Source organism: Arcticibacter sp., assembly GCF_045629565.1.
Taxonomy (GTDB): domain Bacteria; phylum Bacteroidota; class Bacteroidia; order Sphingobacteriales; family Sphingobacteriaceae; genus Arcticibacter.
Window position 1 is genome coordinate 1 of sequence record NZ_JAZQRL010000046.1, and the last position, 26,959, is coordinate 26,959.

The following is a 26,959-nucleotide window of genomic DNA, read 5'->3' on the forward strand; positions in this document are numbered from 1 at the left end:
CGGTGAATATGGAACTTAACGAAGAACAGCAAACACGGGCAGCGTCCTTTAGTATAATGTGTTATGAAGGCAACAGGCTGCTAAGGGACTGGAAACAACGGAAAGAGAAGCTCACCACGAAAATGGCGGCAACAACAAAAACGCCGGTAAAAGCGACGAAGCAACGAACGGCAGACGACAGGGATCGAGCAGATTTCCCGGTAGAGAAGCGGGTATCGTTCTCTTTTAAGGCATAGCATATTCTCTTTCAGAAATTAGGCGTGATCTGGTCAGCTCTTTGCTGGTATCCGTTTAAACTTTCCTATTTTTATGCGATGGATTTACCTGCTGGCGAAATTCTCAGGAAATATTTTGGATACGACCGGTTCAGGCCGCTTCAGGAACAGATTATCCAATCCATCGTATCGGGCAAAGACACACTTGTGCTGATCCCCACCGGAGGTGGTAAATCGGTTTGCTTTCAGATTCCCGCACTGATGTTAGACGGGGTCTGCATTGTTATCTCTCCGCTGATCTCTTTGATGAAAGATCAGGTAGACGCACTGAAAGCTAACGGCATCTCAGCAGCGTATCTGAATAGTTCACAAAGTTTTCCTCAGCAACAGGCGATTCTGGATTCCTGCTACCGCGGCGAGATCGCCCTACTATACGTCTCTCCTGAAAAACTAATCGCCGACATATCGCTGATCACCAAGATGGCCAGACCTTCTATGTTTGCTGTAGATGAAGCGCATTGCATCTCGGAATGGGGACATGATTTTCGTCCGGAATACATGCATCTCGGCGTATTGCGCGAGCGTTTCAGCCACATTCCCTTTGTGGCACTGACGGCTACCGCTGACAAGGTTACCCGCAAAGACATTATCCGGCAGCTCAGGCTCAAAGATCCGGAAATATTCATCTCTTCGTTCAACCGCGGCAATCTTAGTCTCGAAGTAAGGGCAGGAGTAAAGCCCAAACAGCGACTTGCGGAGATCGCCGCCCTTATCAGGCAGAAGAGAGGCCAATCCGGTATCATCTATTGCCTCAGCCGGTACAACTGCGAAGAACTGACTTCAGAGCTGCGGATGCTGGGAATAACGGTTGCTTTTTATCATGCGGGAATGAGCGCAGCCAACAGGAGCAAAGTGCAGGAGGGATTTCTGAATGATGACCTCCAGGTTATATGTGCCACTGTAGCGTTTGGCATGGGGATCGATAAATCCAATGTCCGCTGGGTCATTCACTACAACCTGCCCAAGAATATGGAAGGCTACTATCAGGAAATCGGGCGTGCCGGCAGAGACGGGCTGCCTGCAGACACCATCTTATACTATAATTATGCTGACCTGACCACCCTAAACAGATTTGCTGCAGAAAGCGGCCAGGCTGATCTCAACCTCGAAAAACTCAAACGTATCCAGCATTATGCCGAAGCAGACATCTGCCGAAGAAGGATACTGTTGAACTACTTTTCGGAGAATTTGAATGAAGATTGCGGCAATTGCGATGTATGCCGTAATCCAAGAAAGCACTTTGACGGGACACAACTGGTTCAGAAGGCTCTCTCTGCAATAACACGTATGAGAGAAAAAGAGGGAGCCCACATGGTAATCGATGTGTTGCGCGGCTCGATGCGTACAGATCTCAAGGAAGCAGGTTATCATCTGCTAAAAACTCATGGGGCCGGAGCCGATATCAGCAGCTTCGATTGGCAACGCTACCTGATGCAGATGCTGAACCTGGGAATCCTGGAAATAGCATACGATGAAAACTTTGCGCTAAAGATCACGGCTTATGGGCGCGATATTCTTTTCGGGAAAGCGAAAGCCCGACTAACGGTTCTTCCCCTGCTTATCAGAAAGGGCAGCAGCATCTACGGAACACAATCGTCACAGGGGAACGAGGAGGATGAACTTTTTGAACAACTTAAGAAAGTCAGGCGTAAGTTCTCTGTGGAAGAAGACGTATCTCCTTACAACATTTTCAGTGACGCCACCCTCCTGGAGATGGCAAAAGAAAAGCCGCTTACCGAGCAGGAAATGCTACTTATTTCGGGGGTTGGAGAACGCAAATTTGACAGATACGGAGATGATTTCCTGGATATGATTAACAGTTATACGGCAAGGAAAACGCGCGTGAAACGATAGTTAAAAATCAGCACAATTTCACTACCTGACTGATAATCTTCACTTTATCCAAATAAAGTTTTGTTAAATATATATTTATATATATTTGTATCTATGGAAATGCTAACTGAGGGACTGCAGATCTATCTTGAGCAACACTGCGAACCAGAGCCTGAATTGCTCAGATATATAAGTCGGGAAACGCATTTGAAAGTGCCCATGGCCCGAATGCTTTCGGGGCATTATCAGGGTCGTGTCCTGAGCTTTCTCAGTAAAATCCAATCGCCTAAACGCATACTTGAAATAGGAACATTTACCGGATACGCCTCTTTATGTCTGGCCGAAGGGCTGACTCCTGATGGTATTCTTCATACTATAGACATAAACGAAGAACTCGAAGAGCGGGTTCGGGACTATTTCAGTAAATCCCCTTTGGGATCGAAGATAAAGTACGAGATCGGCAATGCCGTGGATATTGTGCCGACGCTAACTGATACGTTTGATATGGTATTTATTGATGCGGACAAGAAGAATAACGGTACTTATTATGATATGATATTTGATAAGGTCAGACCCGGAGGCCTTATCATCGTGGATAATGTGTTATGGCATGGGAAAATTACTTCGGGTGCACAGGATAGGGATACGCAGAACATTAGCAATTTCAATGAAAGAGTAATTAACGACCAACGCGTGGAGAAACTGATACTTCCTGTACGCGATGGCCTATTGATAATCCGTAAACTGTAATCTATGCTAAAAAAATTCATTTATGCCAGCCTTATAGTTTTCATATCAGGTACTGCGGCGGCACAAAGCCCCGCAGAGAACTACATCGAAAATTATAAGGAAGTGGCGGTGAGTACCATGAACCAACATGGTATTCCTGCCAGCATCGTACTTGGAATTGCCATACATGAGTCAGCCAGCGGCACGAGCAGAATTGCCAAGTACCTGAACAACCATTTCGGGCTAAAAGGAAAGACAGGGCCTAAGCCCATTAAATCAGCCTACAAGGGCTACGAAGAGGTTGATGATTGTTACGACGACTTTGTTAATTATCTAAAAACCCGGTTTTCCGGGCTCTTCACCCGTTATTCATCAGACGACTATCGCGGTTGGGCGATGGGAATTCAACGCGGCGGCTATGCTCACAGTCGCACATGGGCCAGCCAGGTAATGGCCATCATTAAGAAATATAACCTGGACCAATTTGACCAGATTGCAGGAAACGTCACCAAAAGTACTATACTTGCGGCCGATAAAGTGGAGAGCGACAAGTCGGAGGCGGTTGTCTATCACGTTCGCCGGGGCGACACGTTGTCGAAAATAGCACAACGCTTCAGGACTACAGTTAAAGAAATTAAACATAAAAATGGCTTGTCGAGTAGTTTGCTCGACATAGGTCAGCGATTACACTTGTGATATTGCATGAAGCTATTATGAGTACGTTTCTCCGAAGAACAAAATGAACAGGCTCGTAATAGCTTCATCACCGTTAAAAAACAGATTATATCTGATGAAAAATTTTCTATTGATTGCCTTCGTGGCTTTCTTCTTAGCATCTTGTAGTAGCAAAAAACAGTATACAGCGGCGCGCTATCCAACCAAAAAACCGGATAAGATTATCACAAATAAACCCGAAAAGGTCAAGTTTCCTAAACACCAGGGAGCCGTAATTGAAGACAAAATCGTGAGAGTATACTCGTCGAGCGGTTATGTCGAACGGTTTAAAGACATCGCTGTAGAAGAGATGTTGAAGACTGGTATTCCAGCAAGCATCACGCTTGCACAGGGAATGCTTGAATCGGCAAGCGGAAACAGCACACTGGCCAGGGAGGCGAATAATCATTTCGGCATTAAATGTCACGGCGGATGGACTGGCAAAACTATCCTTAAAGATGATGACGCAGTAGGTGAATGCTTCCGTTATTACAATTCAGCTGAAGAATCCTATCGGGACCATAGCGAATTCTTAAAGCGTAGTCATTATGCATTCCTGTTCGATCTGGACAGAAATGATTATAAAGGTTGGGCAAAAGGGCTGAAAAAAGCAGGCTACGCAACTAACCCCCGTTATCCGGAGCTCCTGATCAGCCTTATTGAGCGTTATGGCCTTGACCGCTATGACAAGGAAGAGACCGTGCTCGCTAAAGCCCACCGCGAAGAACGGGTGCTAGCACAGATTGCTGAAAAGCCGGTTGAAACCAAAGCTGAAGCTGCTACGCCTGCTGTAGCGATGAAAGTTTATGAGGTAGCTGCAGGAGATACCCTTTATGCTATTAGCAGGAAAGTGGGCATAAGTGTTGATGAATTGAAAGTCATGAACTCTTTAGGCGGAAATGATCTTAAACCAGGACAGCTTTTAGTTGTTTCCAAATAAGTTAAGAGTTGTTAAATAACTCTTTTTGGGGATCAATTTAGGTAGATTTACGCCACTTGAAAAGCAACATTGTCCTGTTCTTCTTATTTATTACCTGTACAGCTTTCGCCCAGGAGAAAACTGTACAGGGCATTATCTTTGATAAAGACTCAAAAATTCGGCTTACGCGTGTTTATTTGTACAACATGCGCACCCACTCCGGATTCTACAATAATACCAAGGGAGAGTTTACTACCAAAGCGGTTGTTGGCGATACGCTCGTAGCAGCCTTGCAAGGATATCATGTTGATACGCTGATTGTTCCTCCCACCAGCACTGTCTTATTCTATTTGAAACGCAACAGTATACTTCTCCAGGAGGTAACAGTGAGCGACACTTTGCTGAGCCCACAGGAACGCCTCAACAGGACGCGTAAGGAATATGGCGGCATTTACAGAAAGGGCGATCCTCAGGATCTGCTTCAGCTGGGAACTGCGAACAGGCCGGGGGGAGCTGGCCTCGGAATTGACGCTTTATACAGCCTGCTCAGCCGGGAAGGAAAGAATGCCCGCTACCTGCAGGAGATCATCGAGCGTGATTATAAAGACAACATTATCGACTACCGGTACACACCGGCGCTCGTGAAGAGTGTAACAGGGTTGACGGAAGAAAAGCTCAAAGACTTCATGCAGCAATACCGCCCTTCTTATTATTTTATTCTGGAAGCGGGAGATTACGCACTGATTAAGTATATAAAAGAATCGTACCGCCAGTACCAGATGAACCCTTCACTGAACAGGTTACCACCTCTGGTACCGGAATACAAATGATGAGGTTCTTGATCGTTCATATTGCTCGCTTGCCAGCTGCCGGTATGGCCCTCTTCCCCTTTATACTCGTTAAACGCAGGGCTTACAAAGAAGATAAGGTACTTATCAACCATGAAAAGATCCATCTGGTTCAGCAACTTGAGCTCCTGGTTATATTTTTTTACATCATTTATCTCGTCCACTACGCCATCAATCTGGCCAGGTACAGGAACCACCAGACGGCATATAGGAACATCGTATTTGAAAGAGAAGCGTTTAACATGGATTCGGATCTTTTATACCTGAAGCGCCGGAAGTTGTTTGCCTGGCGTTTTTTCTTTCGATAATATTACAAACACATTAGATTTTTTATACTACTCAATTTTTCATTAATTTGCCGGTTATGGTGAAAAGGCTAATCTTTCTACTGTGCTTAACCTGCTCATTAAGTGCATTTTCTCAGGATAGTCAAACGGACACGACAGACTTAAGTGATTTGAGGCTATACCCATCAAAGAAACCGCTTCCCGTTAGACGACCCATTCTTCAGCTACAGCCTGTTGAAATCGCAGATTCTCCGCTTGATTTGAAAGTGAACTATTGGCGGAACTGGGTTTCGTTTGGCGTTAATCTCAACCAGGCAGCATTTAGCGATAACTGGAGCGGAGGTGGGGTGAACTCCATGGCTATTGGTACCTCCTTCAATTATAAAACGGACTACACCAAGGGAGACAAGAACTACGTTTCGGAGGTGATATTCCAGTACGGAAAGATCAAGAATAAAGGGCAATTGCAGCGGAAAACGAATGATCGTCTTTATTGGGATAATAAGATCTCGATGAAGCTATCTAAAAACTGGAGCTTCTTCGGGTCATTGAACTTTGAGTCGCAATTCGACAGGGGCTTTTCCTATTACAAGGAAAAGGACGAAGACGGGAACGAAGTGGAAAAGCAGCGTACTATTTCTCGCTTTATGTCTCCAGGATATCTGACGGAGTCTCTCGGTTTTGAGTATAAGCCAAGTAAATATTACTGGCTGCGTATAGGTACCGGTACTGCACGGCAAACTTTCGTCCTGGATAAGGATATATACAAGAACATCCCGAAAAACTATGGAGTTGACACAGGCAAGGTCTTCAGGAACGAGCTGGCTTTCCAGTTGGTAAGTAACTTCGAGAAAGACATCATGCAAAATCTCTCGCTTAAGAGCAGATACGCCATGTTTGCCAACTACGAAAATCTGCGAAGCATTGACCAGCGTTTGGATGTGAGCCTTCTGGCCAAGGTAAACAGGCTAATCAATGTAACGGTTAATGGAGTCATACTCTATGATGACGACGCTAGTGGCAAGATCCAGGCGAGCCAGACACTGGCACTAGGCTTACTTTATAAGTTCCCTCATTGACGGAGCTTGTGATCTTACTAAAAATAATACTTACCTTTGCAAGCTGTTTAAAAGCGGATTAACACGATGTTTGAAAATTTACAGGATAAACTAGACAGAGCCTTTAAGGTACTTAAAGGTCAGGGGTCAATTACGGAAATTAACGTGGCGGAAACCATGAAGGAGATTCGAAAAGCCCTTCTTGACGCCGACGTAAACTATAAAACCGCTAAGACTTTTACGGACGATGTAAAGGTTAAAGCTTTGGGTCAAAATGTACTTACTTCTGTTTCTCCAGGCCAGTTGCTGACCAAGATCATGAATGATGAGCTTGCTGAGCTGATGGGAGGAACCGCTACAGAGCTTAACTTAACAACAAATCCAACTGTCATATTAATTGCCGGCCTTAACGGTGCTGGTAAAACTACTTTCTCCGGTAAGCTTGCTAATTATCTGAAAACACAAAAGGGCCGGAAGCCTTTATTGGTTGCCGGTGACGTTTATCGTCCGGCTGCGATTACTCAGCTCCAGGTACTTGGTGAACAAACAGGCATACCGGTATATGCGAACCTGGAGTCGAAAGATCCGATTGCCATCGCTATGGAAGGTATAGCCGAAGCTAAGCGGAATGGCAATAACGTGGTTATTCTGGATACGGCGGGCCGTTTGGCTATTGACGAAGAAATGATGAATGAGATTGCAGCGGTGAAGGCCAACGCAAAGCCTCATGAAATTCTCTTTGTTGTGGATGCAATGACCGGTCAGGATGCTGTAAACACAGCAAAGGCGTTCAATGACCGTCTTGACTTTACGGGCGTTGTGCTGACCAAGCTGGATGGTGATACTCGTGGTGGTGCTGCCCTTTCTATTAAATCTGTTGTTAACAAACCGATCAAATTCATTGGTACAGGTGAAAAAATGGAGGCTCTGGATGTCTTCTATCCGGATAGGATGGCCTCCAGAATACTGGGCATGGGCGACGTGGTGTCTCTTGTTGAACGTGCGCAACAGCAATTTGACGAGAAGCAATCTGCCGAACTTCAGAAGAAGATCCGTAAGAACAAATTTGACTTCAATGACTTTATCGGACAAATCCAGCAGATCAAGAAAATGGGTAACATGAAGGATTTGATGGGAATGATTCCTGGGGTTGGCAAGGCGGTTAAAGACATTGACATCGACGACAATGCATTCAAGCCTATCGAAGCGATCATACAGTCCATGACGCCGTTTGAGCGAGAGAACCCAGACTCGATCAATCAGAGCCGCAGAGCCCGTATTGCTAGTGGATCAGGCACCTCCCTGCAGGAAGTAAACAAACTTATTAAGCAATTTGACGACATGCGTAAGGTGATGAAGCAATTCAGCAACCCGGCAGCTATGTCAAAAATGATGAAGGGCATGCCTAAAATGCCCTTCGGAAAATAATATATAACAGCGGAGGTCTTTGCTTAGGTCATTAGACCTCCACTGTTGCTTTTATAAAAGCGGAAGCAACATTTCCAGCTTCATTCCCCTCGAACCCTTTAACAAAATAGTAGATCCACTCAGAGGACTGCTTTTTATTCCCTCCATAGCGCTTTGTATATCCGGAAAAAATATACCTTTCTGGTTATGTTTGGAAGCGTAAAAAGCTTGACCGATAAATATAGTCCGGTCTGCGCTAATCTTAAGTGCGTAATCTACGATGCGCTGGTGCTCCTGTTCAGATTCGTTTCCAAGTTCAAACATATCCCCCAAAATAAGCGTCTTGTGCCCGCCTGAAATAGCAGCCAGATTATCAATAGCCACCTGCATACTGCTGGGGTTGGCGTTGTAATAATCGCAGATGAGTGTATTAGAAGATGTTTGAATAACCTGGGAACGGTTATTCCCCGGAACATAGGAAGATATGCCTTTATGGACCTGTTCTTCGCTAAGACCAAAATGCAAACCTACCGCTACTGCTGCCAGAATATTCTCCAGATTATAGCTGCCAGTGAGATTGGTGCCTGTTCGTCCGGAGGATCCGGCAGACTGCCATGATACCGTTAGCAGGGGGTCGTTGAAAACAATAGAACCAGAAACAAGGTTACCAGGGTGTTCTCCATAAGTAACAGTCTTCGTTATTCCCCGGGAGGTGAGCATTTCATGGAGAATGGCATTGTCGCCGTTTACGAAGATGGTACCGCCGGTCTCTTTAATAAAATCATAGAGTTCGGCCTTCGCGATTTTTACCCCTTCAAACCCGCCAAAACCCTCCAGATGGGCCTTTCCGATATTGGTTATCAACCCAAAGTTCGGTTTAGCAATGGCACAAAGACCGGCGATCTCCCGCTGATGATTAGCACCCATTTCGACAATAGCAACTTCTACGTCGGGTTGGATAGCGAGCAGGGTAAGGGGTACACCGATATGATTGTTGAGGTTGCCCTGAGTGCAATAGGTAACATATTTTTCGGCGAGCACTGCGTTTAGGAGCTCCTTCGTCGTCGTCTTGCCATTGGTGCCGGTGATACCGATCACCGGAATCTTCAATTGATCACGATGATAAGCTGCCAGAAGCTGTAGCGTCTGCAGCACGTCAGGAACCAGAATACAACGATCATCATCTCCGTATTTCGCATCATCTATCACAGCGAACGCAGCCTCCTTCTCCAGTGCGCTGAGGGCAAATTCATTTCCGTTAAAACTATTTCCCTTAAGGGCGAAAAAGATGCTCCCGGGCACGATATTCCGTGTATCCGTTGTCACTTTTCTGCTCCGCGTGTACAGCCTGTATAATTCGTCAATATTCATCTTCAAACTTTGATACAATTATAACATGAAAATGGGAGAGCAGCTGATATGATTGAAAATTTCGGGCATAAAAAAACCGGACCAGCCGGTTTTCTATCCATTAATATGGTAGCTTCTCTTATAAGCTCCTTACGTAAGACACATCTCCTTCTGGAGTTACCTTCACCAATACGTTTTCCTTGTCTTTCTTCAGATTCACAAAATAAATGGTGTTGAAGAATCTTTTTCCGGTCAATATTTGCAGATGAGCATCAGGCTCACCATCGAAGTCATAACGAACCACTTCATTTACTTGATAATCGCCGTATAACTTAATCAATCTCTTTTTACCCACAGCAGGGATTTTGTTAGCTGTAACATACTGGGTTGTCGCGATGTACTCACCGTTTCTGTCAAAGAAGGCAGCCATTGATTTTCCGTCGAGAGTAAATACTGCTTTTTGAAAGTTGCTTGTTACCGTCCACTTAACATCTTCAGCAGCGTAATATTTATCTAAAAAATTATTTTCAGCGAAATAAGACACTTCAGCGTCCTTTCTGTCATTCTTATCAGCCGCATAACCTTTAGCAGATATAACAGTGATTAAGCAGGCGAGGAACAAAATCGTTTTCATAACAGTTGTTTTTATTTTCATAACAAAAGTAGTATGAATTTATACACCTTCCAAACAAACGGCCTTTTTTATGAAATTATCACAATAAAAGGAATTATTTATTGAAATTTTAAAAAACCAGCCCCGCAAACGTGAGGCATTTGGCATTTCTTTAAAAGATCCGCACGCTTCAGTTCAAAATAACGGCCCTTCAGTTTAAAATCTCTACCCGCGGTTAAATAATTTTTAATTCGTAAACCTATAATCGTTTGATTTGTTAAAACATCTCATAAACATCTGAATTATAGCCATGAAAACACAAATCTTAATGTTAATGCTCGCCGCCGGACTGGGTCTGACAGCTTGCTCTGCCAGCCGGGAATCACAATCCAATTCTGATAGTGCGATGGTAGATTCCGCCGGCACCGAAACAACTGATCCGGGAATGACCGATACTACCACCAGCCCAGGAACCACCACTCCTGATGCGGGAACACCAGGCACGACTACCCCCGGAACAACTCCTGATACGACTACAACGACATCTCCGATGTAAGCTAAGGCGGTCTGAAAACACAGACCGCCCTTGCATTTCGCATAATCTTATAAAACAATTAATAATTATTAATATTTGTAGTTCAGTTACACATCAAATATTAATATTATGAGAGCCATACGGCCCCGCCTTTTTATATTCTTTACTCTCCTTCTGACCGGCTACGGTCTCTCTGCTCAACACAAGAAGCCTTTTTATGAAGCTGATCCCGATAAAGACAGATGGGTAGACTCTGTATTTAACAAGCTGAGTAAAAGGGAAAAGATAGCCCAGATGTTCTTTGTCAGGGCGCATACGGATAAAGGACAGGCTTATGAAGATTCGGTTGAAAAGATGATCAGGAAAGGGAAAGTCGGCGGACTCGTGTTCTTCCAGGGCGGACCAGGCAGACAGGCTGTTCTCACCAATCGATACCAGTCAGTGTCAATGGTTCCTTTGCTCATAGCTATGGATGCGGAATGGGGATTGGCAATGCGCCTTGACAGCACCCTTGCTTATCCTTATCAGATGACCCTCGGTGCCATACAAGACACCAGCCTGGTCTATCAGATGGGACGTGAAATTGGAAAAGATTTCAGGACACTCGGCATGCACCTGAACTTTGCACCCGTAGTTGACATCAACAATAATCCCGCGAATCCGGTAATAGGTTACCGGTCATTTGGAGACAACAAGTATAATGTAGCGGCGAAGAGCCTTGCTTACATGCAGGGACTTCAGGACGAGGGCATATTAGTAAGCATAAAGCACTTCCCCGGTCATGGCGATACCAATGTAGACTCCCATCACGATCTCCCTCAGCTCAAGTTCACGCGCGAGCGGCTCGACTCTCTTGAATTATACCCCTTTAAACAGCTTATTGAAAAGGGAGCTTCAGGAGTCATGATCGCCCACATGAATATTCCCTCATTAGATGCCACAAAGAACCTTCCTTCCACTCTTTCTGAGCCGATAGTAACGGGACTACTGAAAAAGGAACTCGGTTTCCGTGGACTTGCAATCACCGATGCGATGGAGATGAAAGGTGTAGTGAAATTTTTTCCTGAAGGGGAAGCAGATGTAAGAGCCGTTATCGCTGGAAATGACGTCATTGAGCTATCAGAGAATACAAGAAGAGCAATTAAGCTGGTTAAAAAAGCAGTGAGACAAGGAAGAATAGAGCCAGGGCAAATCAATACGAGTGTACGCAAAATCCTTGAGGCGAAATACTGGGCGGGCCTTGGTGCGACCCGGCCTCTCGATACAGATCAGCTTTCTGCCAGATTGATGCGACCCGAATCTCTTAGCCTTGTGCAGCGGCTCACTGATGCGTCAACAACGGTATTAAAAAGCGACAGCTTGATAAAGGCCCTCGACTTTTCAAAACGCACGGCGATCATCAGTTTGGGAACCAGCGAGATATCAACTTTCCAGAAAGAAATAAAATCAAGGATTCCGAACTCGACAAACTTCCTCATGTCAAAGATCGGTTCTGCATCTGATATCAGAGCGATGCTCCGTGAGGTAGAGAAATTTGACCAGGTGATTATGGCTATACATGACTACCGCAAACGCCCGCAGAGCTCGCTCGATTACAACACCCAGCTAAAAATCTTTATTGCTGAGCTTTCCAAGTTAAATACCATTACCTGCGTATTTGCTAATCCTTACACCATTGCCGGCTTGCCAGGCATTGAGGCAAGCAAGAGCATCATCGTTAATTATGAGAACAGCGTACAGGCTCAGCGTTCTGCTGCAAAAGTAATTACAGGGCAGATGCCTGCGATGGGAAGGCTTCCGGTAAGCATTAACACGTTTTTTAAAAACGGAGATGGGATCAACTACTTTCCAGAGCCGAAGCGTTTGCTCGGACATGTAAATTAGCATAAATAAAAAATGCTGCGGAGATTGTCCGCAGCATTTTTTATTTGACGTTAGAAGCCTCTTCCCCCGGGAGGGCCGCCACCGCCGGGTCTGAAACCACCTTCGCGTCTTTCTCCGCCCCCTCTGCTATCATTATTCTGTGTGCGGCCTGCAAACTTATTAAAGCGGTAAGCAAACGTGAGCATGAAATAGCGTGTTAAGAGGTTAGTGTTACTTGATGAATATCCATTATCTCCCTGAGTAAAGTTCACTCCGGCAGCCTGATTCAGAAGATCATAACCCTGCAATCTTAACCTCGCTTTTCTGTTGAAGAACTGCTTTTCCAGGTAGCTATTAATAACCAGCGGATTGGTATTCACACGACCAAAACCGCTATTAATATTTTTACTGCCATCCAAACCCAGTATCCAGGTATTGAAGACATAAATCTTAGCATTCAGATCAAGCGAAACAGTTGAGTTTTTCGCATCAATACTATTAGGCAGTGAATAATTGACAAAACCATATCGGTAGGAAACTCCCGGCGTAATGTCAATATTTTCATTAGGATTAATCTGGAGCCTGGCCATCTGAGAGAATGTCCAGTTTTTTCCAATGTTTTTCTCATTGTCCACGTACGATATATCGTTCGTATAGTTTACCGAACCACCCAGCTGCAAACGGTATTGGCGGTCTTTGAAAGGTTTAGACCAGCGGTAATAACCGTTAGACGTGTAATATCCATCTTCGTTAAGGAAACGTCTTTCCTGGATCAGATTGTAGGTGGTGTCTGTTCCGCTGATAACAGGTTGACGCACACGGATGGTATTGCTGATAATCCGATCACTGACAAGGTTACCTCTCAGTCCGGCACTAAAATATGAACCAGTCTCAGCACTAGTATTGTTATATTCAATATTAAGACTTTGGTTCAAGGATGATTTCAGGTTGGGATTACCGATGACAGGGCTCTGCGGGTTACTTAGATCAACAACCGGTTGGATCTGCTCAAAGCTAGGCTCACTGCTTGCCCCTGAATAGTTGATTCGGAGTGATACCGTTTTGGCGAAGTTATAAGAGAAACGTACGGTAGGAAAGAAATTGAAACCGTCCTTTCCTGCTCGAACATTATTCGTCACGGAATGGCCTTTCAATGAAGTCGGCTGGGCAGCGAGCCCGATGGAGAAGTTATACAGCTTATCTCTGTCATATCGGTAGCTTAAGCCAAAGCGGTTAGTGGTAAAAGCATAGTCGAAAATATTGCTCAGTGAATCGGATCTCACATAGCCGCTTGCACCTTCCAGATTGGTGATCCTGCTGTTATCGTATTCGCTCCGGCTGAACGCGTAAGAGAAATCTAATCGTGAATACACACCCAATGGTTCACTGTATGTCATGTTCAGTTCATTATTAAACCGCTCGTTATCCGTATATATCAGCCTGTTGGAGGCGGAGTCGGCTACAAGAATACCGCCCGTATCATAAAATTCAAAAGCGTCAGCAACATTCTGGTCATTACGATTATAGGACTTGTTGAAGGAATAGTTTAAAGAGAAATTTCGTCCGGGCTTTAAGAACCTTTTATTATAAAGTATATCGGCACCAAATGCGGGAGAGCTCGCATCACTGTTTGAAACGGTGTTCTGATCTTGTCTTACCAGCTCTGTTATCTGTCTTGCGCTGAGGTTGTCTGATTTATTGGAACTCAGGTTAAGAGATGGAGCGATCTTAAGATAATTAAGTGAGTCAATCTTGTACTCCATGTTCAGATTAAGTCCCTGATTCAGGTTGTCGCGTTCAGAACGGCTGTTTTGAATGGTAACGATTTGTTGCCCACCGGTAATTGTCTCGGATATCCGGTCAGTAATAGCGTTGTTGTTGGAAGCCGATACACGGTAACTACCAAAAAGGGTAATTTTTTTGGATAGCTCTTTTCTATAATCAAAGCCCCCGGCCTGTGTATTGGTGATACCACCGCTATTTCCGCCGCGACCACCGCCAGAGCCTCTGAAGCGGCCTCCCCGCTGATTCCCTCCTCCGGCAAAGTCGAACAGATTGGCATTGGTATTATTGAGGTTAAACATAAACGAGAGCTGTTCGTCATTATTCATTATTCTTCCCATGCCGGACGCAATATAACGACCCTCATTCCCACCGCCAGCGACGGCATTGGCAATCATCCCCTTGTTTTTGCTGGGACTGATGGTGATATTCAGAATCTTATCGGGATCTCCCGTACGGATGCCACTTGCATTTGCCTGATCACCATAATCGTCTATAATTTGTATATTTTCGATAATCTCAGCAGGCAAATTCTGTGTTGCAGTTTTCAAATCGCCATCGAAGAAGTCTTTTCCGTTTACCCGCACACGTGTTACACTCTTTCCCTGGGTGGTAACGTTGCCATCCTTATCGACCTCAATGCCAGGAAGTTTTTTCAAAACGTCCTCTACAACAGAGTTCTCTCTAACAGGGAAATCGCTGGCCCTGTATTCTACGGTATCTTCTTTCACGGTAATTGGCAAAGCGCCGGATACTACTACCTCATTGAGCAGATTGCTCTGGGTTTTGAGCCTGATGACATTCAGCTTAAGCGGTGTATTGCCATCTGGAAAGAGAAAGCGCTGATTGAAGGCCTTATAGCCAAGACTACTGATACTGATAAGAAACTGAGAGGACCGAACGTTTCTGAAGCTGTATTTCCCATCTATGTCTGTCCGGGTGAATAACGTGTCATTCGGTGATGTCAGTTTGACTGTGGCAGCTATAACACTGGTGCCGGTAGAGTCGAGTACGACCCCGGTAACATCGCGTGTAGCCTGTGCATACAGGAAAGAACTAAAGAGAGTGGTTAAGAATAAAAGTAAAACAGGTTTCATTGAGCTTAAATGAGGAGTGTATTATTGCAACCCTCTTAAGACTCAATGAAACCCTGTAGGTTTAAACACCAAATTAACTTTTTTCTTCCCAGATAAGCGCGATGTTGACGATGGTCTCAACGGCCTTCTGCATATCCTGCACGGAGACCCATTCGTGCTTGCCATGAAATGCATGCTCACCGGCAAAAATATTGGGGCAGGGAAGTCCCATAAAAGACAGTCTTGATCCGTCCGTCCCGCCTCTGATGCTTTGCAGCTTAGGCTCCATACCGGCTTTTTGAATGGCCAGAATGGCGTAGTCTATAAGCTGAGGATGTGCGTCAAGAACATTCTTCATATTGCGGTATTGCTCTTTTATTTCCATTTGATAGGAAGACGATGGGTAGTGTTCCATTACTTCATCCGCTATTGCCTTCAGAATTCTCTCATGATTTTGCAGCTCATTGTCAGAGAAATCACGGAGGATGAAGTCAATCGTGGCCATTTCCACCGAGCCTTGCATGGATACGGGATGAATAAACCCCTCTTTTCCTGAGGTACTTTCGGGTGAAAGTCGGTCTTTTGGCATCAAAGCTATTATTTGAGAAGCGATCTTTAAGGCACTTTCCATATGACCCTTTGCAAAGCCGGGATGAGAACTTACTCCTTGTATGGTGATGCGGGCGAAGTCTGCGGAAAAGGTTTCATTTTCTATTGACCCCCGGGTTTCTCCGTCGACGGTATAGGCGTATTGCGCCCCAAGCTTTTGCAGGTCTACCTTGTCGACACCCCTGCCAATTTCTTCATCAGGGGTGAACAGTATGCGGATCTTACCATGTTTTAGGTCCGGGTTAGACATAAGGAAAGCTGCAGCATCCATTATCTCCGCGAGACCAGCTTTATTATCGGCACCGAGTAAGGTGTCTCCGCTGGCGGTAACAATATCATTACCGATCTGATCCTTAAGGTCGGGATGCTCAGTGGCTTTAATCACCTGCCTGCCGTCCAAAGGTAACACGATATCCTGCCCCTGGTAGTTCCGGTGCACGAGAGGAACCACATTATAGCCGCTGCAATCGGACGAGGTGTCCATATGAGAACAAAAGCATATAACAGGCACATCTTTATCTGTGGTTGAAGGTATTGTAGCGTATACATAACCATATTCATCCAGTTCCGCATCCGCGATGCCCATCTCCTGAAGCTCTTTGACCAGCAAGCGTCCCAGGTTTTTTTGTTTTTCGGTTGAAGGCTGAGAAGGAGAAGCAGGATCTGACTGGGTATCGATCGTCACGTATTTTAGAAAGCGTTCGAGCGCTGTAAATGGATATGATTTAAAACGGTCCATGGTATCGGGTTTTCAAACAAAAGTAAAATAATTTGTACATTACGGGCATTATGCAAGACCTATTTAGCCAGACTCCTGTAGCTGCCTTCATCTTTATCCTCACGATAATAACAAGCCTATACGCCTTCTCAAATGAGCAGGTATATGGAAAGTTTATGCTTCACCCATACAGCGTTTCACGCGGACAGCGGGTTTATTCTATTCTGACCAGTGGCCTGATCCATAAAGACTGGGGACACCTTTTCTTTAATATGTTTTCGTATTATTTCTTTGCCTTCACCCTGGAAAGAATGATTGGAAGCTGGCAATTTGCTATCCTCTATATAGCCAGCCTTGCCTTGAGTGACCTAAGCACCATTAGCCGCCATAAGAACGATTTCTGGTACAATAGCCTTGGTGCATCGGGTGCGATAGCTGCGGTCGTATTCAGTTATATCCTGTTTGACCCAAGCACCAAGTTTTACATCATGTTCATCCCCATCGGTATACCCGCGGTGATTTTTGGTGTATTATACCTGATATACAGTGCCTACGCGGCCAAGCAGGCAAGCGGGATCAACCATGACGCCCATTTCTATGGTGCACTTTCGGGCATGATCATCACAATCATCTTCTTCCCGGGAGTTGTCAAGCATTTTTTCGCGGAACTTTCAAGAATGCTGGGAGGCTGATGATGGCCGGGGATTGATGATAAACTCACCGTTCTGGTCTAACAGAAAGCTCATAGGATGATCCGGATCTTTTATGATCTCAAAAAGGACATATCCCCAGGGCTTCCAGAACGTTTCGAGGACCTGACCATAGGTTTTCGTTTGCCAGGCGTCGAAAACCGGCCTGCTGCTAATACGAAGTGGCATGCCGTCGACATAATTCATTTCCCCGGTTGATAATAGTGAATATTCCGGAAGACGGTTGAAAATATATGCCGAGTAAAAGAAGCGTGCGCAAAGCTCTTCAAACTGAATAGGCTGGAGAGTCTTAGCCCCTACTTTATTCAGAACTTCCTGATGATAGTTCGCATTCTCGCCGTTATCCTGCAGGCAGGCTATTATACCAAAATCTGCCATGGTGAGAGAAAATACCAACGTATTAATTTCATCACGGTATATAAAAGCAGCGGGTGGATTATCAACCGGAAACACCAGGATCTTCCAGGGCAGTACCCCTTCAAATTCCATCGGGCTGACCAAAGATTGCAGCATGAGATGAAGATTTCCAAATTTTTGCATTAGCCCCTGAGAGAAATTCAGCGCTTCTCCCGCAGCCCTCTGCTGGCGCATCCCCGCTCTGACTTCGTGATGGATCATTCCATACACTTGCTTGGCGATCCATTGAAAAAGACGAAGATCGTCCAGCTCTTTAACGACCTGGTAGCCGAGGTTAAAGGCAGTACTTACTTCCGTTTCCAGCTTATCCAATTCAATGAATGCCTTTTCAGAGACAGGTATTTTAATATCCGGATAGGTGAGAATATGCTCATCAAGCATCTTCAGTGCTTTGTCTTCCAGATTAAACCGGGCCACCATCCACTCAGGGAAGACCTGAACCTGACGGCTGGCCTCAAGGCCTGTCAAAAAGCAAACCTTGTCACCAAAGTTAAATCTTTCAAAAGGACGAAATAATGTAGTACTCATAGTGTGAATGTATCTTAAGAATCCTTTTTTTTCAATTCGGCGATTGCCGCAGAGATATGTGAGATCTGCTTTTCCAGCTCTTTCTTTTGTGGTGCACTGGCTCTTCTGGCCATATCCTGCTTCGCCTGCATGAACGACTCGAAAAGATCGAGCATGTAGACATCGATGCCGTATTTACGGTTTTCCACTGCGATATTTTTAAAGTCGGTGATGCGTTTATTGACAAGCGGAGTGTCGTCTATTCTGGCCAGGATACTCAGATAGGGGGTTACCATTTCAACTTTGTCCTGAAGGCCCGCCTTATCAAAAGAATCACTAAAGAAGGGTAGTTCCGCATCGCCCCCGCCATAGGTATATGCAGCCAGCACTGCCTTTGTCAACTCCCCCTTACTCCCTTTTTCCAGACTCTTAGCGATCGGGAACGCATCTTCTGGGTTCAGCATGATAACGCCGGCCAGCGCTGCAGCTTGTACGGAGTAAGACCGGCTCTTCAGCGCTGCATCAAAAAGCTGCCTGTTCGATGGATCGCGCATGGAGGCAAGGTTTTGAAGAGCTGCCGCCCGTACGAGCGTTTTAGGATCAGAGGCCGCCATCTCACGTATCAGGGGTAATGCGGTAGCTTTTGTAATGGAATCCCCCAAATCGATATGGTTAAGTGCGAAGATGCGCAGTCCATGATATTTATCCTTCAGGCCGGCAAGCATAACACTTCGCGCCCCCTCATGGCTTCCTTGTGCAGCGCTGCATGAATCTAGGGCTTCGAGCCGGTCGACGTACAAGGGTGCATGGAAATATTGGAAGGTGTACTCTTGCAGGGTCTTATTATCCTTCTTTTTGGCGAGGAGCATTTTTTCAGCGTCTACGTTAACCAGGTCGGGCTTTGAATTGAGCTTGATAACAAGCGTATCTTTTTTACTTCTGACAAAGAAGCTATGCCGTTCGCTTTTCCCATGTGTGTACACGTCGACCGCCAGAGGAATCATAAATGCCTTACCTTCCTGATTCTGACTCAAAAATATCTTCTGGACTTTGGAACTTTCATCCCAGTGGTAGCTGATATCCAGAATCGGATGCCCGCTGTTAAAATACCATTGATTAAAGAACCAGTTGAGATCTTTTCCGCTCACCTGTTCAAATGCGAGACGCAACTGGTGGGCCTCTGTAGCTTTGAACGCGTTTTGCTTCAGATACAAGTTCAGGCCTTTGAAGAAAGCATCTTCACCGAGATAATGGCGAAGCATATTGACGATCCTTCCTCCTTTCTGGTAGCTGACAAGGTCGAACATGTCTTCCTTGTTCTTGTAATGGAAGCGTACCAGGTCTTTTGCAGCATCTTCCGGAGAACTGAGGTAACGCTGCATATCTTTGTAGTTTACAGCATCCCCCTCATCTTTTCCATATTTGTATTCACGCCACAGCACTTCACTGAAGTTGGCAAACGATTCGTTGACTGTAAGATTGCTCCAGCTTTCTGTGGTGACGTAATCGCCGAACCACTGATGAAACAGTTCATGCACGATCACATCCTCTCCTTCGTTCTCATCGAGCAGTTCTCTGTCTGTGGCTTGAACGAACTCTCCATGAATAGTTGCGGTTGTGTTCTCCATAGCACCGCTGACGAAATCGCGGACGACGATCTGCGCGTACTTGTTCCATGGGAAATCTACCCCAAGTTTTTTAGAGAAAAATTCCATCATTTCAGGAGTATGCCCGAAGATCTGTTTAGCGTATGGTGCGTAGGCAGGTTCCAAATAGTAATTGACATCGAGATCTCTCCATTTATCTTTATATATGCGGAAATCGCCAACCGCCATCATAAACAGGTAAGGTGCATGGGGAAGATCCATCTTCCAGGTGTCTGTGCGGGTAGCATTATTGTTCAGCTTCCTGGACACCTGCTTACCGTTTGATAGAGTCTCGTACTTTGCAGGCACCGTCATGCTGATTTCAGAAGTGGTTTTCTGGTTAGGCTTGTCGATGGTCGGAAACCAGACAGAAGATGCTTCCGTTTCTCCCTGCGTCCAGATTTGCACAGGCTTGTCCTTATCCGAACCATCAGGGTTGATGAAGTATAGTCCCTTAGCTTCCTTTATGGCCTGACTTCCCTCTGCCTTCAGCTCATTAGGTTTAGAAACATAATCGATGAAGATGATATATTTTTCGTCACGATTGTATTCGCGTCCGAGTTTAATCTGCAGGGACCGCCCGTTGTATGAATACTTGAGTGGAAGTAACGATTTTCCCGAAATGAGGGAGACATTCTTGATCTCCATACCTTTCGCATCAAGCTGTAAAGAATCGGTAGGATAAAAGTGAGGCTTGATGGTTAACCAGGCCTTTCCGTACAGATAGCACTTTTCATAGTCGAAACGGACATCAAGTTTGGTATGGACCAATGCGTTAATCTTCGCAGCACTCTCCCTATATATACTTAGCTCCGAAGGTGCAGATACATCTACCTGCGACATACCGGCTACAGGTATAAAAAAGGCAATTGCAGCAGCCAGTGCAAGTTGCCTGAACGATTTGTTAATCATATGAATAGAAAGTTCTATCGTACTTTTTGTTTGAAAAATATCTATTTGCTGCTGTAAGACCTGGAATCGATCGCAGCCGGGGACCAGTTGGTTAGAAACTCCAGTACTTTCTTTGAACTGTGTCCCTTTCCGCTCTCGAGATACGCACTATTCTGAGTATGGATCCGGTTTCCTTTTCCATCAAGGATGACAAAAACAGGAAATCCAAAGCGCTGAGGATATCCAAGAGATGCAAGCACTTCTTCATTTTTATTTTCTTTACTATGATTAATGTGAAGTACCACATAGTTGGATTTCAATTTGGTGCTCAACGTGTCGTTTTGGGTGACAAGCTCATTAAATCGAAGGCACCATACGCACCAGTTACCCCCGATCTGAAGGAAGACATGCTTGCCTTCCTGCCCTGCTTTTGATACCGCTTGCCTAATCTCGGCTACAGCATCGACGCTGGGATTATATACTTTAACATCCTGTGCCGATACAAGGCTACTAAGGACTGAGAGGACAAGAAATAATAGGAAGGTTCTTTTCATCTTATAAATACCGTTGCTCTGAAAGCAGATGCCACAAAGATAAAAGCCTTTCTTAACATCTTTTAACATTATGCCATTAAACTATCTCTTCCTTTTGTCATCTATTCTTATAAACACACTGAAACATGAAAAAGACACTTATAGCAGCCGTATTGTTAGCAGGATTAGCAACATCAGGCATGGCCCAGGAAAAGTCAAATCGCGCTCAGGGCAGACATGGCGGGCAATTTGAAAAAAGCCGTACTAAAATGGCGAGCCCAGAACAACAAGCACGTCAGGCAACCGACAGACTGGACAAGCAGCTTTCATTGACTGATAAGCAAAAATCTGAAGTTTATAAAATAAATCTTGACAGGGCAAAAAATATGGCGGTTGCCCGTGAGAAAGCACAGAAACAACGGCTTCAGCAATTAAAAAAGATCGAGTCTGAGCGAGCAGCAAATGAAAAGAAATTAAATCGCATTTTAAACAGCGAGCAGCAGGCGAAATATGCCTCTTTAAAGAAATCAAGAGCAGATAAGTTCAAAGACAGAAATGGGCGTTCTGACAGAAAGCACAGAAATGTAGCCAGGAGAGACTCGGGCAACAGGGGAAGAGTGGCAGTAAGGCCAGGAAAATAGTTTTGCCGTATAACAACAATGAAGCGGCTCAGCGAGAGCCGTTTCATTGTGCATGCTACATTTCCAATGTAACATTTAATGCGTACATGGCTACTGATAAACCATCATGACTAAGCTTGATGCCGAAATAGCGTCGTTTATTTGCAACCGGGGTTATTATCCGGCATATCGTATCCTCTGCTACTTGTTTCCCAAACATTCCTGCATTATATTTGCGTTCCAAATATTGATTTAGCAAATAATGAGAGAAATACAGTTCAGAGAAGCGCTTCGTGAAGCAATGAACGAAGAAATGCGCAAAGATGAAAAGATATTCTTAATGGGCGAAGAAGTTGCGGAGTATAACGGTGCTTACAAAGTGAGCCAGGGTATGCTCGCAGAATTCGGTGCAAAGCGAATAATCGATACCCCAATCGCGGAATTAGGGTTTGCCGGTATTGCTACCGGTGCTGCAATGAATGGCTTAAAACCGATCGTTGAATTTATGACGTTCAACTTCTCCCTGGTTGCTATTGATCAGATCATTAACGGAGCTGCCAAGATCCTTTCAATGAGCGGAGGCCAGTTCCCGGTTCCTATTGTATTTCGTGGCCCGACAGGTAATGCAGGACAATTAGGTGCCCAGCATTCTCAGAACTTCGAGAACTGGTTTGCGAATGTTCCAGGTTTGAAAGTTGTTGTTCCTTCAAACCCTTATGATGCAAAAGGCTTATTAAAACAATCCATTATAGATCCGGATCCGGTGATTTTTATGGAATCGGAAGTCATGTATGGCGACAAAGGACAGGTTCCTGAGGAAGAATATTATATAGAAATCGGCAAGGCACATGTGGAAACCGAGGGAACCGATGTAACCATCGTATCTTTTGGAAAAATGCTTCCGCGGGTAGTCCATCCGGCAATTGAAGAACTTAAAAAAGAGGGAATCAGCGCTGAGGTGATTAATCTTCGCACCGTACGACCGATTGATTATGATACCATTATCAATTCTGTTAAGAAAACTAACCGTTTGGTGATCGTGGAAGAAGCATGGCCTCTTGGATCTATAGCAACTGAGATAGCATTCAAGGTACAGAACGAAGCTTTTGATTATCTTGACGCTCCGGTTGTACGTGTGGTTTCGGCAGATGTTCCGCTTCCTTACGCTCCAACGTTGATTAAAGAAGCGCTACCTAACGCAGAGCGTGTGGTAAAAGCAGTTAAAAACGTTTTGTACGTAAACAAGTAAAATAATTCTCTATTAAAATACGAAAGCCAATCCTGGATAACGGGATTGGCTTTTTTTATTGTGAAGCCCTAATTTAAATCTGGAGAACTACAAGTCCAGGCTGATTTGCCTTTTGATGCTTTCTTCCAGGGAAATAAATGTTTCTGTACGTTGAATACCGGCTACTGATTGAATATGATCATTCAGAACCAGCCGAAGGTGATTAGTGTCGCGGCAAATGATTTTCGCGAACATACTCCAGGCACCCGTTGTATAATGCAATTCTACGATCTCTTTTATTCCTCTGAGTTTCTCGACTGCGTCCTTATATGTCGAGCCTTTTTCAAGGTAAATCCCAAGATAGGCACATACGTCATAACCGATCTTTTGGGCATCAACCAGCAGGTTAGAACCTTTTATTATACCTAGATCCTGCATCTTTTTCATCCTGACATGAATCGTTCCTCCTGATACAATCAGCTTCTTAGCGATCTCAGTGTAGGGTATTGTAGCATCTTCCATCAGGATAGACAGAATCTGCATATCCAGATTATCAATTTCTAAATTAAGGCTCTTCTTTTCCATAAATTTTTTGAAAGATATTAATATATATACGAAGTAAATAATAAGTTCACAAAAATTAAAATATTTTATTAAAATATTTGCAACAATAACGCGCGCGATACTATATTTGTATCAAGCAGAGAGAAAACTGCTTAATACTGTAAGGTGGTGAAACTGGCAGACACACCTCCTTGTCTCGGTGGCGGAGAATATGGGAAACCAGCAATGGCTAACCACTCCTTGAAGGTTCGATTCCTTCCCTTACAGCTCCTTTCAATAATTTAGGTTTATAATTGGTTAGTTTGAGCTCTCGCCCATCGAGAGCTTATTTTTTTTGCGTTAAAAGTAAAAAAAATGATTCATACAGTGGCGTAGTCTGACAAACATTTTGTTACATTTAACTTGTTCATTTCTTGACAGCCTAGTTCTTTAATCAAGACAATTTTCGTTTCTTTGATTAACTATTAGAAAATTATGTACGATTTCTTATTTCATGCGCACTCTCTGCTGCGATTTGTAGTATTCTTTGCCCTGGTGGTGGCAACTTTACTGGCGTTCATGGGCTGGTTTGGCAAAAAACCTTTTAGCAAAGCTAACAAGACGCTGAATCTGGTTACCCTGATATCAACACATGTACAAGTACTTGTAGGACTGTTTTTGTATTTCGTAAGTCCGATTGTTACCAGCAGCACAATGGGCGAGGCGATGAAGGACAGCACGTTGCGATACTGGAAGGTGGAACACGTGGCAATGATGCTGGCAGCTGCGGTTTTGATTACCATTGGGAATGCAAAGTCGAAAAAGATTGCCGAACTGACCGCTAAACACCGCCCTGTTGCCATCTTTTTCGGACTCGCTTTATTACTAATCATTGTCGCTATTTTACAAAGCGGAAGACCGCTGTTAGGCATTAGCCATTAATTAAAAAAATATTTGGTAATCTAACTTGCTTTAGCTTCATTTGTAATATGTTAAATAATAAATATACTCAAAACTGGTGGTGGCACAAATTTGTGCACCGGAGCGTTGTATGTTTATAATCCATTGATCTAATTTTTCAAGGTAAATATAGAACCCGGTGCATCAACACCGGGTTTTTTGTTTTTTAGTTTTCGCATTAAGATAATAATATAAACATGCACAAGTTATTTACATCATCCAAGAAGCTGCTTGCTGACACCACCACGCCGGTAAGTATCTACCTGAGAATCAGAGATGTGTTTCCGAACAGTATTTTATTGGAGAGTTCCGACTATCACAGCCGGGAGAACAGCATGAGCTTTATTTGCTGCGACCCAATTGCGGGAATAGTGTTGGATAAAAATACGCTCATGACTTACTTTCCTGACGGAAGCAGAATGGAGGTACCGGCAAGGGATATTAACCTGCAGGAAGAAGTGACCGCCTTCAGAAAAAAGTTTGTCTTTGAAGACGGTGATTTTAAGTTTATATCTAACGGGCTATTTGGATACTTCACTTTTGAAACGATTGAGAAATTTGAAGATATAAAGCTTACGTCTTCATTAACTGAAGCCAGGGAGATTCCACTACTACAGTATCATGTATATAAATACGTCATTGCAATTGATCACTTTAAGAACGAACTGTATCTGTTCGAACATAGGAGTAAAGAGGAGGAAGAATCCGGACTGGAGAAACTTCAGTATCTGACCCAAAACAAAGATTTCCCCGAATACCCTTTCATTTCTGAAGCGCCCGAAAATTCTAATTTCTCCGATGAAGGATTTATCGAAGTAGTTGAAAACATGAAGAAGCATATTTTCCGTGGAGATGTATTTCAGATTGTACCGTCGAGAGCATTCTCAAAGGCTTTCAGTGGCGATGAATTTAACGTCTATCGTGCGCTGCGATCAATCAATCCTTCTCCGTATCTCTTCTATTATGATTACGGGGACTTCAAACTGTTTGGTTCTTCACCAGAAGCGCAGCTGACGGTAAAAAAGGGGGAGGCAACGATCTTTCCGATTGCGGGAACATTTTTAAGAACAGGCAACGACGCGATGGATGCGCAACTGGCGGAGAAACTGGAGAACGATCCCAAGGAAAGCGCGGAACATGTCATGCTGGTTGACCTGGCTCGAAACGACCTAAGCAGGCATTGTAGCAATGTGCAGGTAAAGGCTTTTAAGGAAGTACAGTACTATTCACATATCATTCATCTCGTTTCAAAAGTTACGGGTACGTTGCAGCCAGATGTAGATCCCTTCAAGGTTGTTGGAGATACCTATCCTGCGGGAACACTTAGCGGTGCGCCGAAGTACAAGGCCCTGCAGTTAATAGATAAATATGAGAACACCGGCAGAGGTTTTTATAGCGGCGCAATAGGTTTCATGAGATTCAATGGAGACTTTAATCACGCTATTATGATCCGCTCTTTTATGAGCAGAAATAACGTTCTTCACTATCAGGCTGGAGCAGGCATTGTAGCCGACTCGGATCCGCAAAGTGAACTCAACGAAGTGAACAACAAAATAATGGCGTTGCGCAAGGCGATTGACCTGGCCGGGACGATAGTACCTACGCTTGAAAAAGTTTAAAAACATACATGTCTGGATGAAATCATCATGTGCTTACTACCGTTAGCAGCGGCAATAAATATGCTTGATAGTTTCCCCACCATTGAAAAACAAACAATACTCTGATGAAAATACTAGTTATTGATAATTATGATTCATTCACGTTTAATCTTGTCCATCTGCTGAATGAGTGCGGGCAGGATCCTGTTGTCTGGAGAAACGATAAGTTCAGGCTGGAAGAAGTGGATGAATTCGACAAAATATTACTTTCACCCGGACCGGGAATTCCGTCCGAAGCAGGACTTTTACTTGATGTAATTGAAGCCTACGCACCTACTAAAAGTATCCTGGGTGTTTGTTTGGGAGTTCAGGCCATCGCTGAAGTGTTTGGTGGCAATTTGTATAATCTTTCTTACCCTGTACATGGTAGAGCTACTGAGATGTCGGTTCTGGATAAAGAAGAAACATTGTTTGCCGGACTGCCGGAAACCTTCAACATCGGGCGTTACCATTCATGGGCGGTAAGCAGGGATGGGCTTCCTGACACTCTGCATATCACCGCCAAGGATGCGGAAGGTGTGATCATGGCTCTTAAACATAAACAATACGATGTAAAGGGTGTCCAGTTTCACCCAGAGTCGGTATTAACTGAACACGGAAAAATTATGATCTCTAACTGGCTCTTATAAG

25 protein-coding genes and 1 tRNA gene are annotated in these 26,959 nt (G+C 44.4%); 18 read left to right on the forward strand and 8 right to left on the reverse strand.

Annotated features, from left to right (window positions below):
* The 9 genes from ACKI5J_RS06085 to ffh form a co-directional block, all read left to right on the forward strand.
* On the forward strand, positions 1–236 hold a 236-nt coding region (locus ACKI5J_RS06085; RefSeq protein WP_407427561.1), incomplete at its 5' end, for a hypothetical protein.
* Positions 237–314: 78 nt separating this feature from the next.
* Complete coding sequence (recQ, locus tag ACKI5J_RS06090) at positions 315–2,129, forward strand: DNA helicase RecQ (protein WP_407427563.1); 1,815 nt, start codon at positions 315–317, stop codon at positions 2,127–2,129.
* A gap of 93 nt (positions 2,130–2,222) precedes the next feature.
* Entirely contained in the window at positions 2,223–2,858 is a 636-nt protein-coding gene (locus ACKI5J_RS06095; protein WP_407427565.1) for an O-methyltransferase, read from the forward strand.
* Between the two features lie 3 nt (positions 2,859–2,861).
* Complete coding sequence (locus ACKI5J_RS06100) at positions 2,862–3,533, forward strand: glucosaminidase domain-containing protein (RefSeq protein WP_407427567.1); 672 nt, start codon at positions 2,862–2,864, stop codon at positions 3,531–3,533.
* Positions 3,534–3,627: 94 nt separating this feature from the next.
* Positions 3,628–4,491 (forward strand): glucosaminidase domain-containing protein, encoded by an 864-nt coding sequence (locus tag ACKI5J_RS06105; RefSeq protein ID WP_407427569.1) that lies wholly within the window; start codon positions 3,628–3,630, stop codon positions 4,489–4,491.
* A gap of 56 nt (positions 4,492–4,547) precedes the next feature.
* Positions 4,548–5,300, forward strand: a complete 753-nt coding sequence (locus ACKI5J_RS06110) for a hypothetical protein (protein ID WP_407427571.1) — start codon at positions 4,548–4,550, stop codon at positions 5,298–5,300.
* The gene (locus ACKI5J_RS06115; RefSeq protein WP_407427573.1) at positions 5,297–5,626 is read left to right on the forward strand and encodes a hypothetical protein; all 330 of its coding nucleotides are present in this window, start codon (positions 5,297–5,299) and stop codon (positions 5,624–5,626) included. The genes ACKI5J_RS06110 and ACKI5J_RS06115 overlap by 4 nt, the downstream gene beginning before the upstream one ends.
* Positions 5,627–5,682: 56 nt before the next feature.
* Complete coding sequence (locus tag ACKI5J_RS06120; RefSeq protein ID WP_407427575.1) at positions 5,683–6,684, forward strand: DUF3078 domain-containing protein; 1,002 nt, start codon at positions 5,683–5,685, stop codon at positions 6,682–6,684.
* 66 nt (positions 6,685–6,750) lie between these two features.
* Positions 6,751–8,091 carry a signal recognition particle protein gene (gene ffh / locus ACKI5J_RS06125; RefSeq protein ID WP_407427577.1) on the forward strand — a complete coding sequence of 447 codons (1,341 nt, stop codon included), beginning with the start codon at positions 6,751–6,753 and terminating at the stop codon, positions 8,089–8,091.
* A gap of 51 nt (positions 8,092–8,142) precedes the next feature.
* On the opposite strand, the gene murF is transcribed toward ffh, so the two are convergent.
* Both murF and ACKI5J_RS06135 read right to left on the reverse strand, forming a co-directional pair.
* Entirely contained in the window at positions 8,143–9,441 is a 1,299-nt protein-coding gene (gene murF / locus ACKI5J_RS06130; RefSeq protein ID WP_407427579.1) for a UDP-N-acetylmuramoyl-tripeptide--D-alanyl-D-alanine ligase, read from the reverse strand.
* Positions 9,442–9,559: 118 nt separating this feature from the next.
* Complete coding sequence (locus ACKI5J_RS06135; protein ID WP_407427581.1) at positions 9,560–10,054, reverse strand: hypothetical protein; 495 nt, start codon at positions 10,052–10,054, stop codon at positions 9,560–9,562.
* Between the two features lie 289 nt (positions 10,055–10,343).
* On the opposite strand from ACKI5J_RS06135, the gene ACKI5J_RS06140 reads away from it, so the two are divergent.
* Positions 10,344–10,589 carry a hypothetical protein gene (locus ACKI5J_RS06140; RefSeq protein ID WP_407427583.1) on the forward strand — a complete coding sequence of 82 codons (246 nt, stop codon included), beginning with the start codon at positions 10,344–10,346 and terminating at the stop codon, positions 10,587–10,589.
* Positions 10,590–10,697: 108 nt separating this feature from the next.
* Entirely contained in the window at positions 10,698–12,452 is a 1,755-nt protein-coding gene (locus tag ACKI5J_RS06145) for a glycoside hydrolase family 3 protein (RefSeq protein WP_407427585.1), read from the forward strand.
* Between the two features lie 50 nt (positions 12,453–12,502).
* On the opposite strand, the gene ACKI5J_RS06150 is transcribed toward ACKI5J_RS06145, so the two are convergent.
* Together ACKI5J_RS06150 and pepT are read right to left on the reverse strand one after the other, a co-directional pair.
* A complete protein-coding gene (locus tag ACKI5J_RS06150) occupies positions 12,503–15,310 on the reverse strand; it encodes an outer membrane beta-barrel protein (protein ID WP_407427587.1) in 2,808 nt (935 codons plus the stop codon).
* Between the two features lie 73 nt (positions 15,311–15,383).
* Positions 15,384–16,637 carry a peptidase T gene (gene pepT, locus ACKI5J_RS06155; protein ID WP_407427589.1) on the reverse strand — a complete coding sequence of 418 codons (1,254 nt, stop codon included), beginning with the start codon at positions 16,635–16,637 and terminating at the stop codon, positions 15,384–15,386.
* 50 nt (positions 16,638–16,687) lie between these two features.
* On the opposite strand from pepT, the gene ACKI5J_RS06160 reads away from it, so the two are divergent.
* Positions 16,688–17,308 carry a rhomboid family intramembrane serine protease gene (locus ACKI5J_RS06160; protein WP_407427591.1) on the forward strand — a complete coding sequence of 207 codons (621 nt, stop codon included), beginning with the start codon at positions 16,688–16,690 and terminating at the stop codon, positions 17,306–17,308.
* Here the strand turns inward: ACKI5J_RS06160 and ACKI5J_RS06165 are convergent.
* The 3 genes from ACKI5J_RS06165 to ACKI5J_RS06175 are packed head-to-tail and all read right to left on the reverse strand — an operon-like array spanning position 17,288 to position 21,341.
* Positions 17,288–18,271 carry a hypothetical protein gene (locus tag ACKI5J_RS06165; protein WP_407427593.1) on the reverse strand — a complete coding sequence of 328 codons (984 nt, stop codon included), beginning with the start codon at positions 18,269–18,271 and terminating at the stop codon, positions 17,288–17,290. The two genes, ACKI5J_RS06160 and ACKI5J_RS06165, sit on opposite strands and share 21 nt — an antisense overlap.
* A 14-nt stretch (positions 18,272–18,285) precedes the next feature.
* Positions 18,286–20,808, reverse strand: a complete 2,523-nt coding sequence (locus ACKI5J_RS06170; RefSeq protein WP_407427595.1) for a M1 family aminopeptidase — start codon at positions 20,806–20,808, stop codon at positions 18,286–18,288.
* Between the two features lie 41 nt (positions 20,809–20,849).
* Positions 20,850–21,341, reverse strand: coding sequence for a thioredoxin family protein (locus ACKI5J_RS06175; RefSeq protein WP_407427597.1), 492 nt, complete (start codon positions 21,339–21,341; stop codon positions 20,850–20,852).
* Between the two features lie 125 nt (positions 21,342–21,466).
* Between ACKI5J_RS06175 and ACKI5J_RS06180 the strand changes: the two genes are divergently transcribed.
* On the forward strand, positions 21,467–21,961 hold the full coding sequence (locus ACKI5J_RS06180; protein ID WP_407427599.1) for a hypothetical protein: 495 nt from the start codon (positions 21,467–21,469) through the stop codon (positions 21,959–21,961).
* A gap of 241 nt (positions 21,962–22,202) precedes the next feature.
* Positions 22,203–23,189 carry a pyruvate dehydrogenase complex E1 component subunit beta gene (locus ACKI5J_RS06185; protein WP_407427601.1) on the forward strand — a complete coding sequence of 329 codons (987 nt, stop codon included), beginning with the start codon at positions 22,203–22,205 and terminating at the stop codon, positions 23,187–23,189.
* Between the two features lie 87 nt (positions 23,190–23,276).
* On the opposite strand, the gene ACKI5J_RS06190 is transcribed toward ACKI5J_RS06185, so the two are convergent.
* Positions 23,277–23,753: an Lrp/AsnC ligand binding domain-containing protein gene (locus ACKI5J_RS06190; RefSeq protein ID WP_106292375.1), complete on the reverse strand. Its 477-nt coding sequence runs from the start codon at positions 23,751–23,753 to the stop codon at positions 23,277–23,279.
* A 138-nt stretch (positions 23,754–23,891) separates the two neighbouring features.
* Between ACKI5J_RS06190 and ACKI5J_RS06195 the strand changes: the two genes are divergently transcribed.
* From ACKI5J_RS06195 to ACKI5J_RS06210, 4 genes are all read left to right on the forward strand, one after another.
* Positions 23,892–23,999 (forward strand) — tRNA-Asp (locus tag ACKI5J_RS06195).
* A 207-nt stretch (positions 24,000–24,206) separates the two neighbouring features.
* Positions 24,207–24,653, forward strand: coding sequence for a cytochrome B (locus ACKI5J_RS06200; RefSeq protein WP_407427603.1), 447 nt, complete (start codon positions 24,207–24,209; stop codon positions 24,651–24,653).
* A gap of 215 nt (positions 24,654–24,868) precedes the next feature.
* Positions 24,869–26,290 (forward strand): anthranilate synthase component I family protein, encoded by a 1,422-nt coding sequence (locus ACKI5J_RS06205; RefSeq protein ID WP_407427605.1) that lies wholly within the window; start codon positions 24,869–24,871, stop codon positions 26,288–26,290.
* A gap of 104 nt (positions 26,291–26,394) precedes the next feature.
* Complete coding sequence (locus ACKI5J_RS06210; protein ID WP_407427607.1) at positions 26,395–26,958, forward strand: anthranilate synthase component II; 564 nt, start codon at positions 26,395–26,397, stop codon at positions 26,956–26,958.
* Position 26,959: the final 1 nt, after the last annotated feature.

What these genes read in the sequence shown, in the direction of transcription:
- recQ (WP_407427563.1), top strand. Translation starts at nt 315, where the DNA reads ATGGATTTACCTGCTGGCGAAATTCTCAGGAAATATTTTGGATACGAC.
- ACKI5J_RS06095 (WP_407427565.1), top strand. Translation starts at nt 2,223, where the DNA reads ATGGAAATGCTAACTGAGGGACTGCAGATCTATCTTGAGCAACACTGC.
- ACKI5J_RS06100 (WP_407427567.1), top strand. Translation starts at nt 2,862, where the DNA reads ATGCTAAAAAAATTCATTTATGCCAGCCTTATAGTTTTCATATCAGGT.
- ACKI5J_RS06105 (WP_407427569.1), top strand. Translation starts at nt 3,628, where the DNA reads ATGAAAAATTTTCTATTGATTGCCTTCGTGGCTTTCTTCTTAGCATCT.
- ACKI5J_RS06115 (WP_407427573.1), top strand. Translation starts at nt 5,297, where the DNA reads ATGATGAGGTTCTTGATCGTTCATATTGCTCGCTTGCCAGCTGCCGGT.
- ACKI5J_RS06120 (WP_407427575.1), top strand. Translation starts at nt 5,683, where the DNA reads ATGGTGAAAAGGCTAATCTTTCTACTGTGCTTAACCTGCTCATTAAGT.
- ffh (WP_407427577.1), top strand. Translation starts at nt 6,751, where the DNA reads ATGTTTGAAAATTTACAGGATAAACTAGACAGAGCCTTTAAGGTACTT.
- murF (WP_407427579.1), bottom strand. Translation starts at nt 9,441, where the DNA reads ATGAATATTGACGAATTATACAGGCTGTACACGCGGAGCAGAAAAGTG.
- ACKI5J_RS06135 (WP_407427581.1), bottom strand. Translation starts at nt 10,054, where the DNA reads ATGAAAACGATTTTGTTCCTCGCCTGCTTAATCACTGTTATATCTGCT.
- ACKI5J_RS06140 (WP_407427583.1), top strand. Translation starts at nt 10,344, where the DNA reads ATGAAAACACAAATCTTAATGTTAATGCTCGCCGCCGGACTGGGTCTG.
- ACKI5J_RS06145 (WP_407427585.1), top strand. Translation starts at nt 10,698, where the DNA reads ATGAGAGCCATACGGCCCCGCCTTTTTATATTCTTTACTCTCCTTCTG.
- ACKI5J_RS06150 (WP_407427587.1), bottom strand. Translation starts at nt 15,310, where the DNA reads ATGAAACCTGTTTTACTTTTATTCTTAACCACTCTCTTTAGTTCTTTC.
- pepT (WP_407427589.1), bottom strand. Translation starts at nt 16,637, where the DNA reads ATGGACCGTTTTAAATCATATCCATTTACAGCGCTCGAACGCTTTCTA.
- ACKI5J_RS06160 (WP_407427591.1), top strand. Translation starts at nt 16,688, where the DNA reads ATGCAAGACCTATTTAGCCAGACTCCTGTAGCTGCCTTCATCTTTATC.
- ACKI5J_RS06165 (WP_407427593.1), bottom strand. Translation starts at nt 18,271, where the DNA reads ATGAGTACTACATTATTTCGTCCTTTTGAAAGATTTAACTTTGGTGAC.
- ACKI5J_RS06170 (WP_407427595.1), bottom strand. Translation starts at nt 20,808, where the DNA reads ATGATTAACAAATCGTTCAGGCAACTTGCACTGGCTGCTGCAATTGCC.
- ACKI5J_RS06175 (WP_407427597.1), bottom strand. Translation starts at nt 21,341, where the DNA reads ATGAAAAGAACCTTCCTATTATTTCTTGTCCTCTCAGTCCTTAGTAGC.
- ACKI5J_RS06180 (WP_407427599.1), top strand. Translation starts at nt 21,467, where the DNA reads ATGAAAAAGACACTTATAGCAGCCGTATTGTTAGCAGGATTAGCAACA.
- ACKI5J_RS06185 (WP_407427601.1), top strand. Translation starts at nt 22,203, where the DNA reads ATGAGAGAAATACAGTTCAGAGAAGCGCTTCGTGAAGCAATGAACGAA.
- ACKI5J_RS06190 (WP_106292375.1), bottom strand. Translation starts at nt 23,753, where the DNA reads ATGGAAAAGAAGAGCCTTAATTTAGAAATTGATAATCTGGATATGCAG.
- ACKI5J_RS06200 (WP_407427603.1), top strand. Translation starts at nt 24,207, where the DNA reads ATGTACGATTTCTTATTTCATGCGCACTCTCTGCTGCGATTTGTAGTA.
- ACKI5J_RS06205 (WP_407427605.1), top strand. Translation starts at nt 24,869, where the DNA reads ATGCACAAGTTATTTACATCATCCAAGAAGCTGCTTGCTGACACCACC.
- ACKI5J_RS06210 (WP_407427607.1), top strand. Translation starts at nt 26,395, where the DNA reads ATGAAAATACTAGTTATTGATAATTATGATTCATTCACGTTTAATCTT.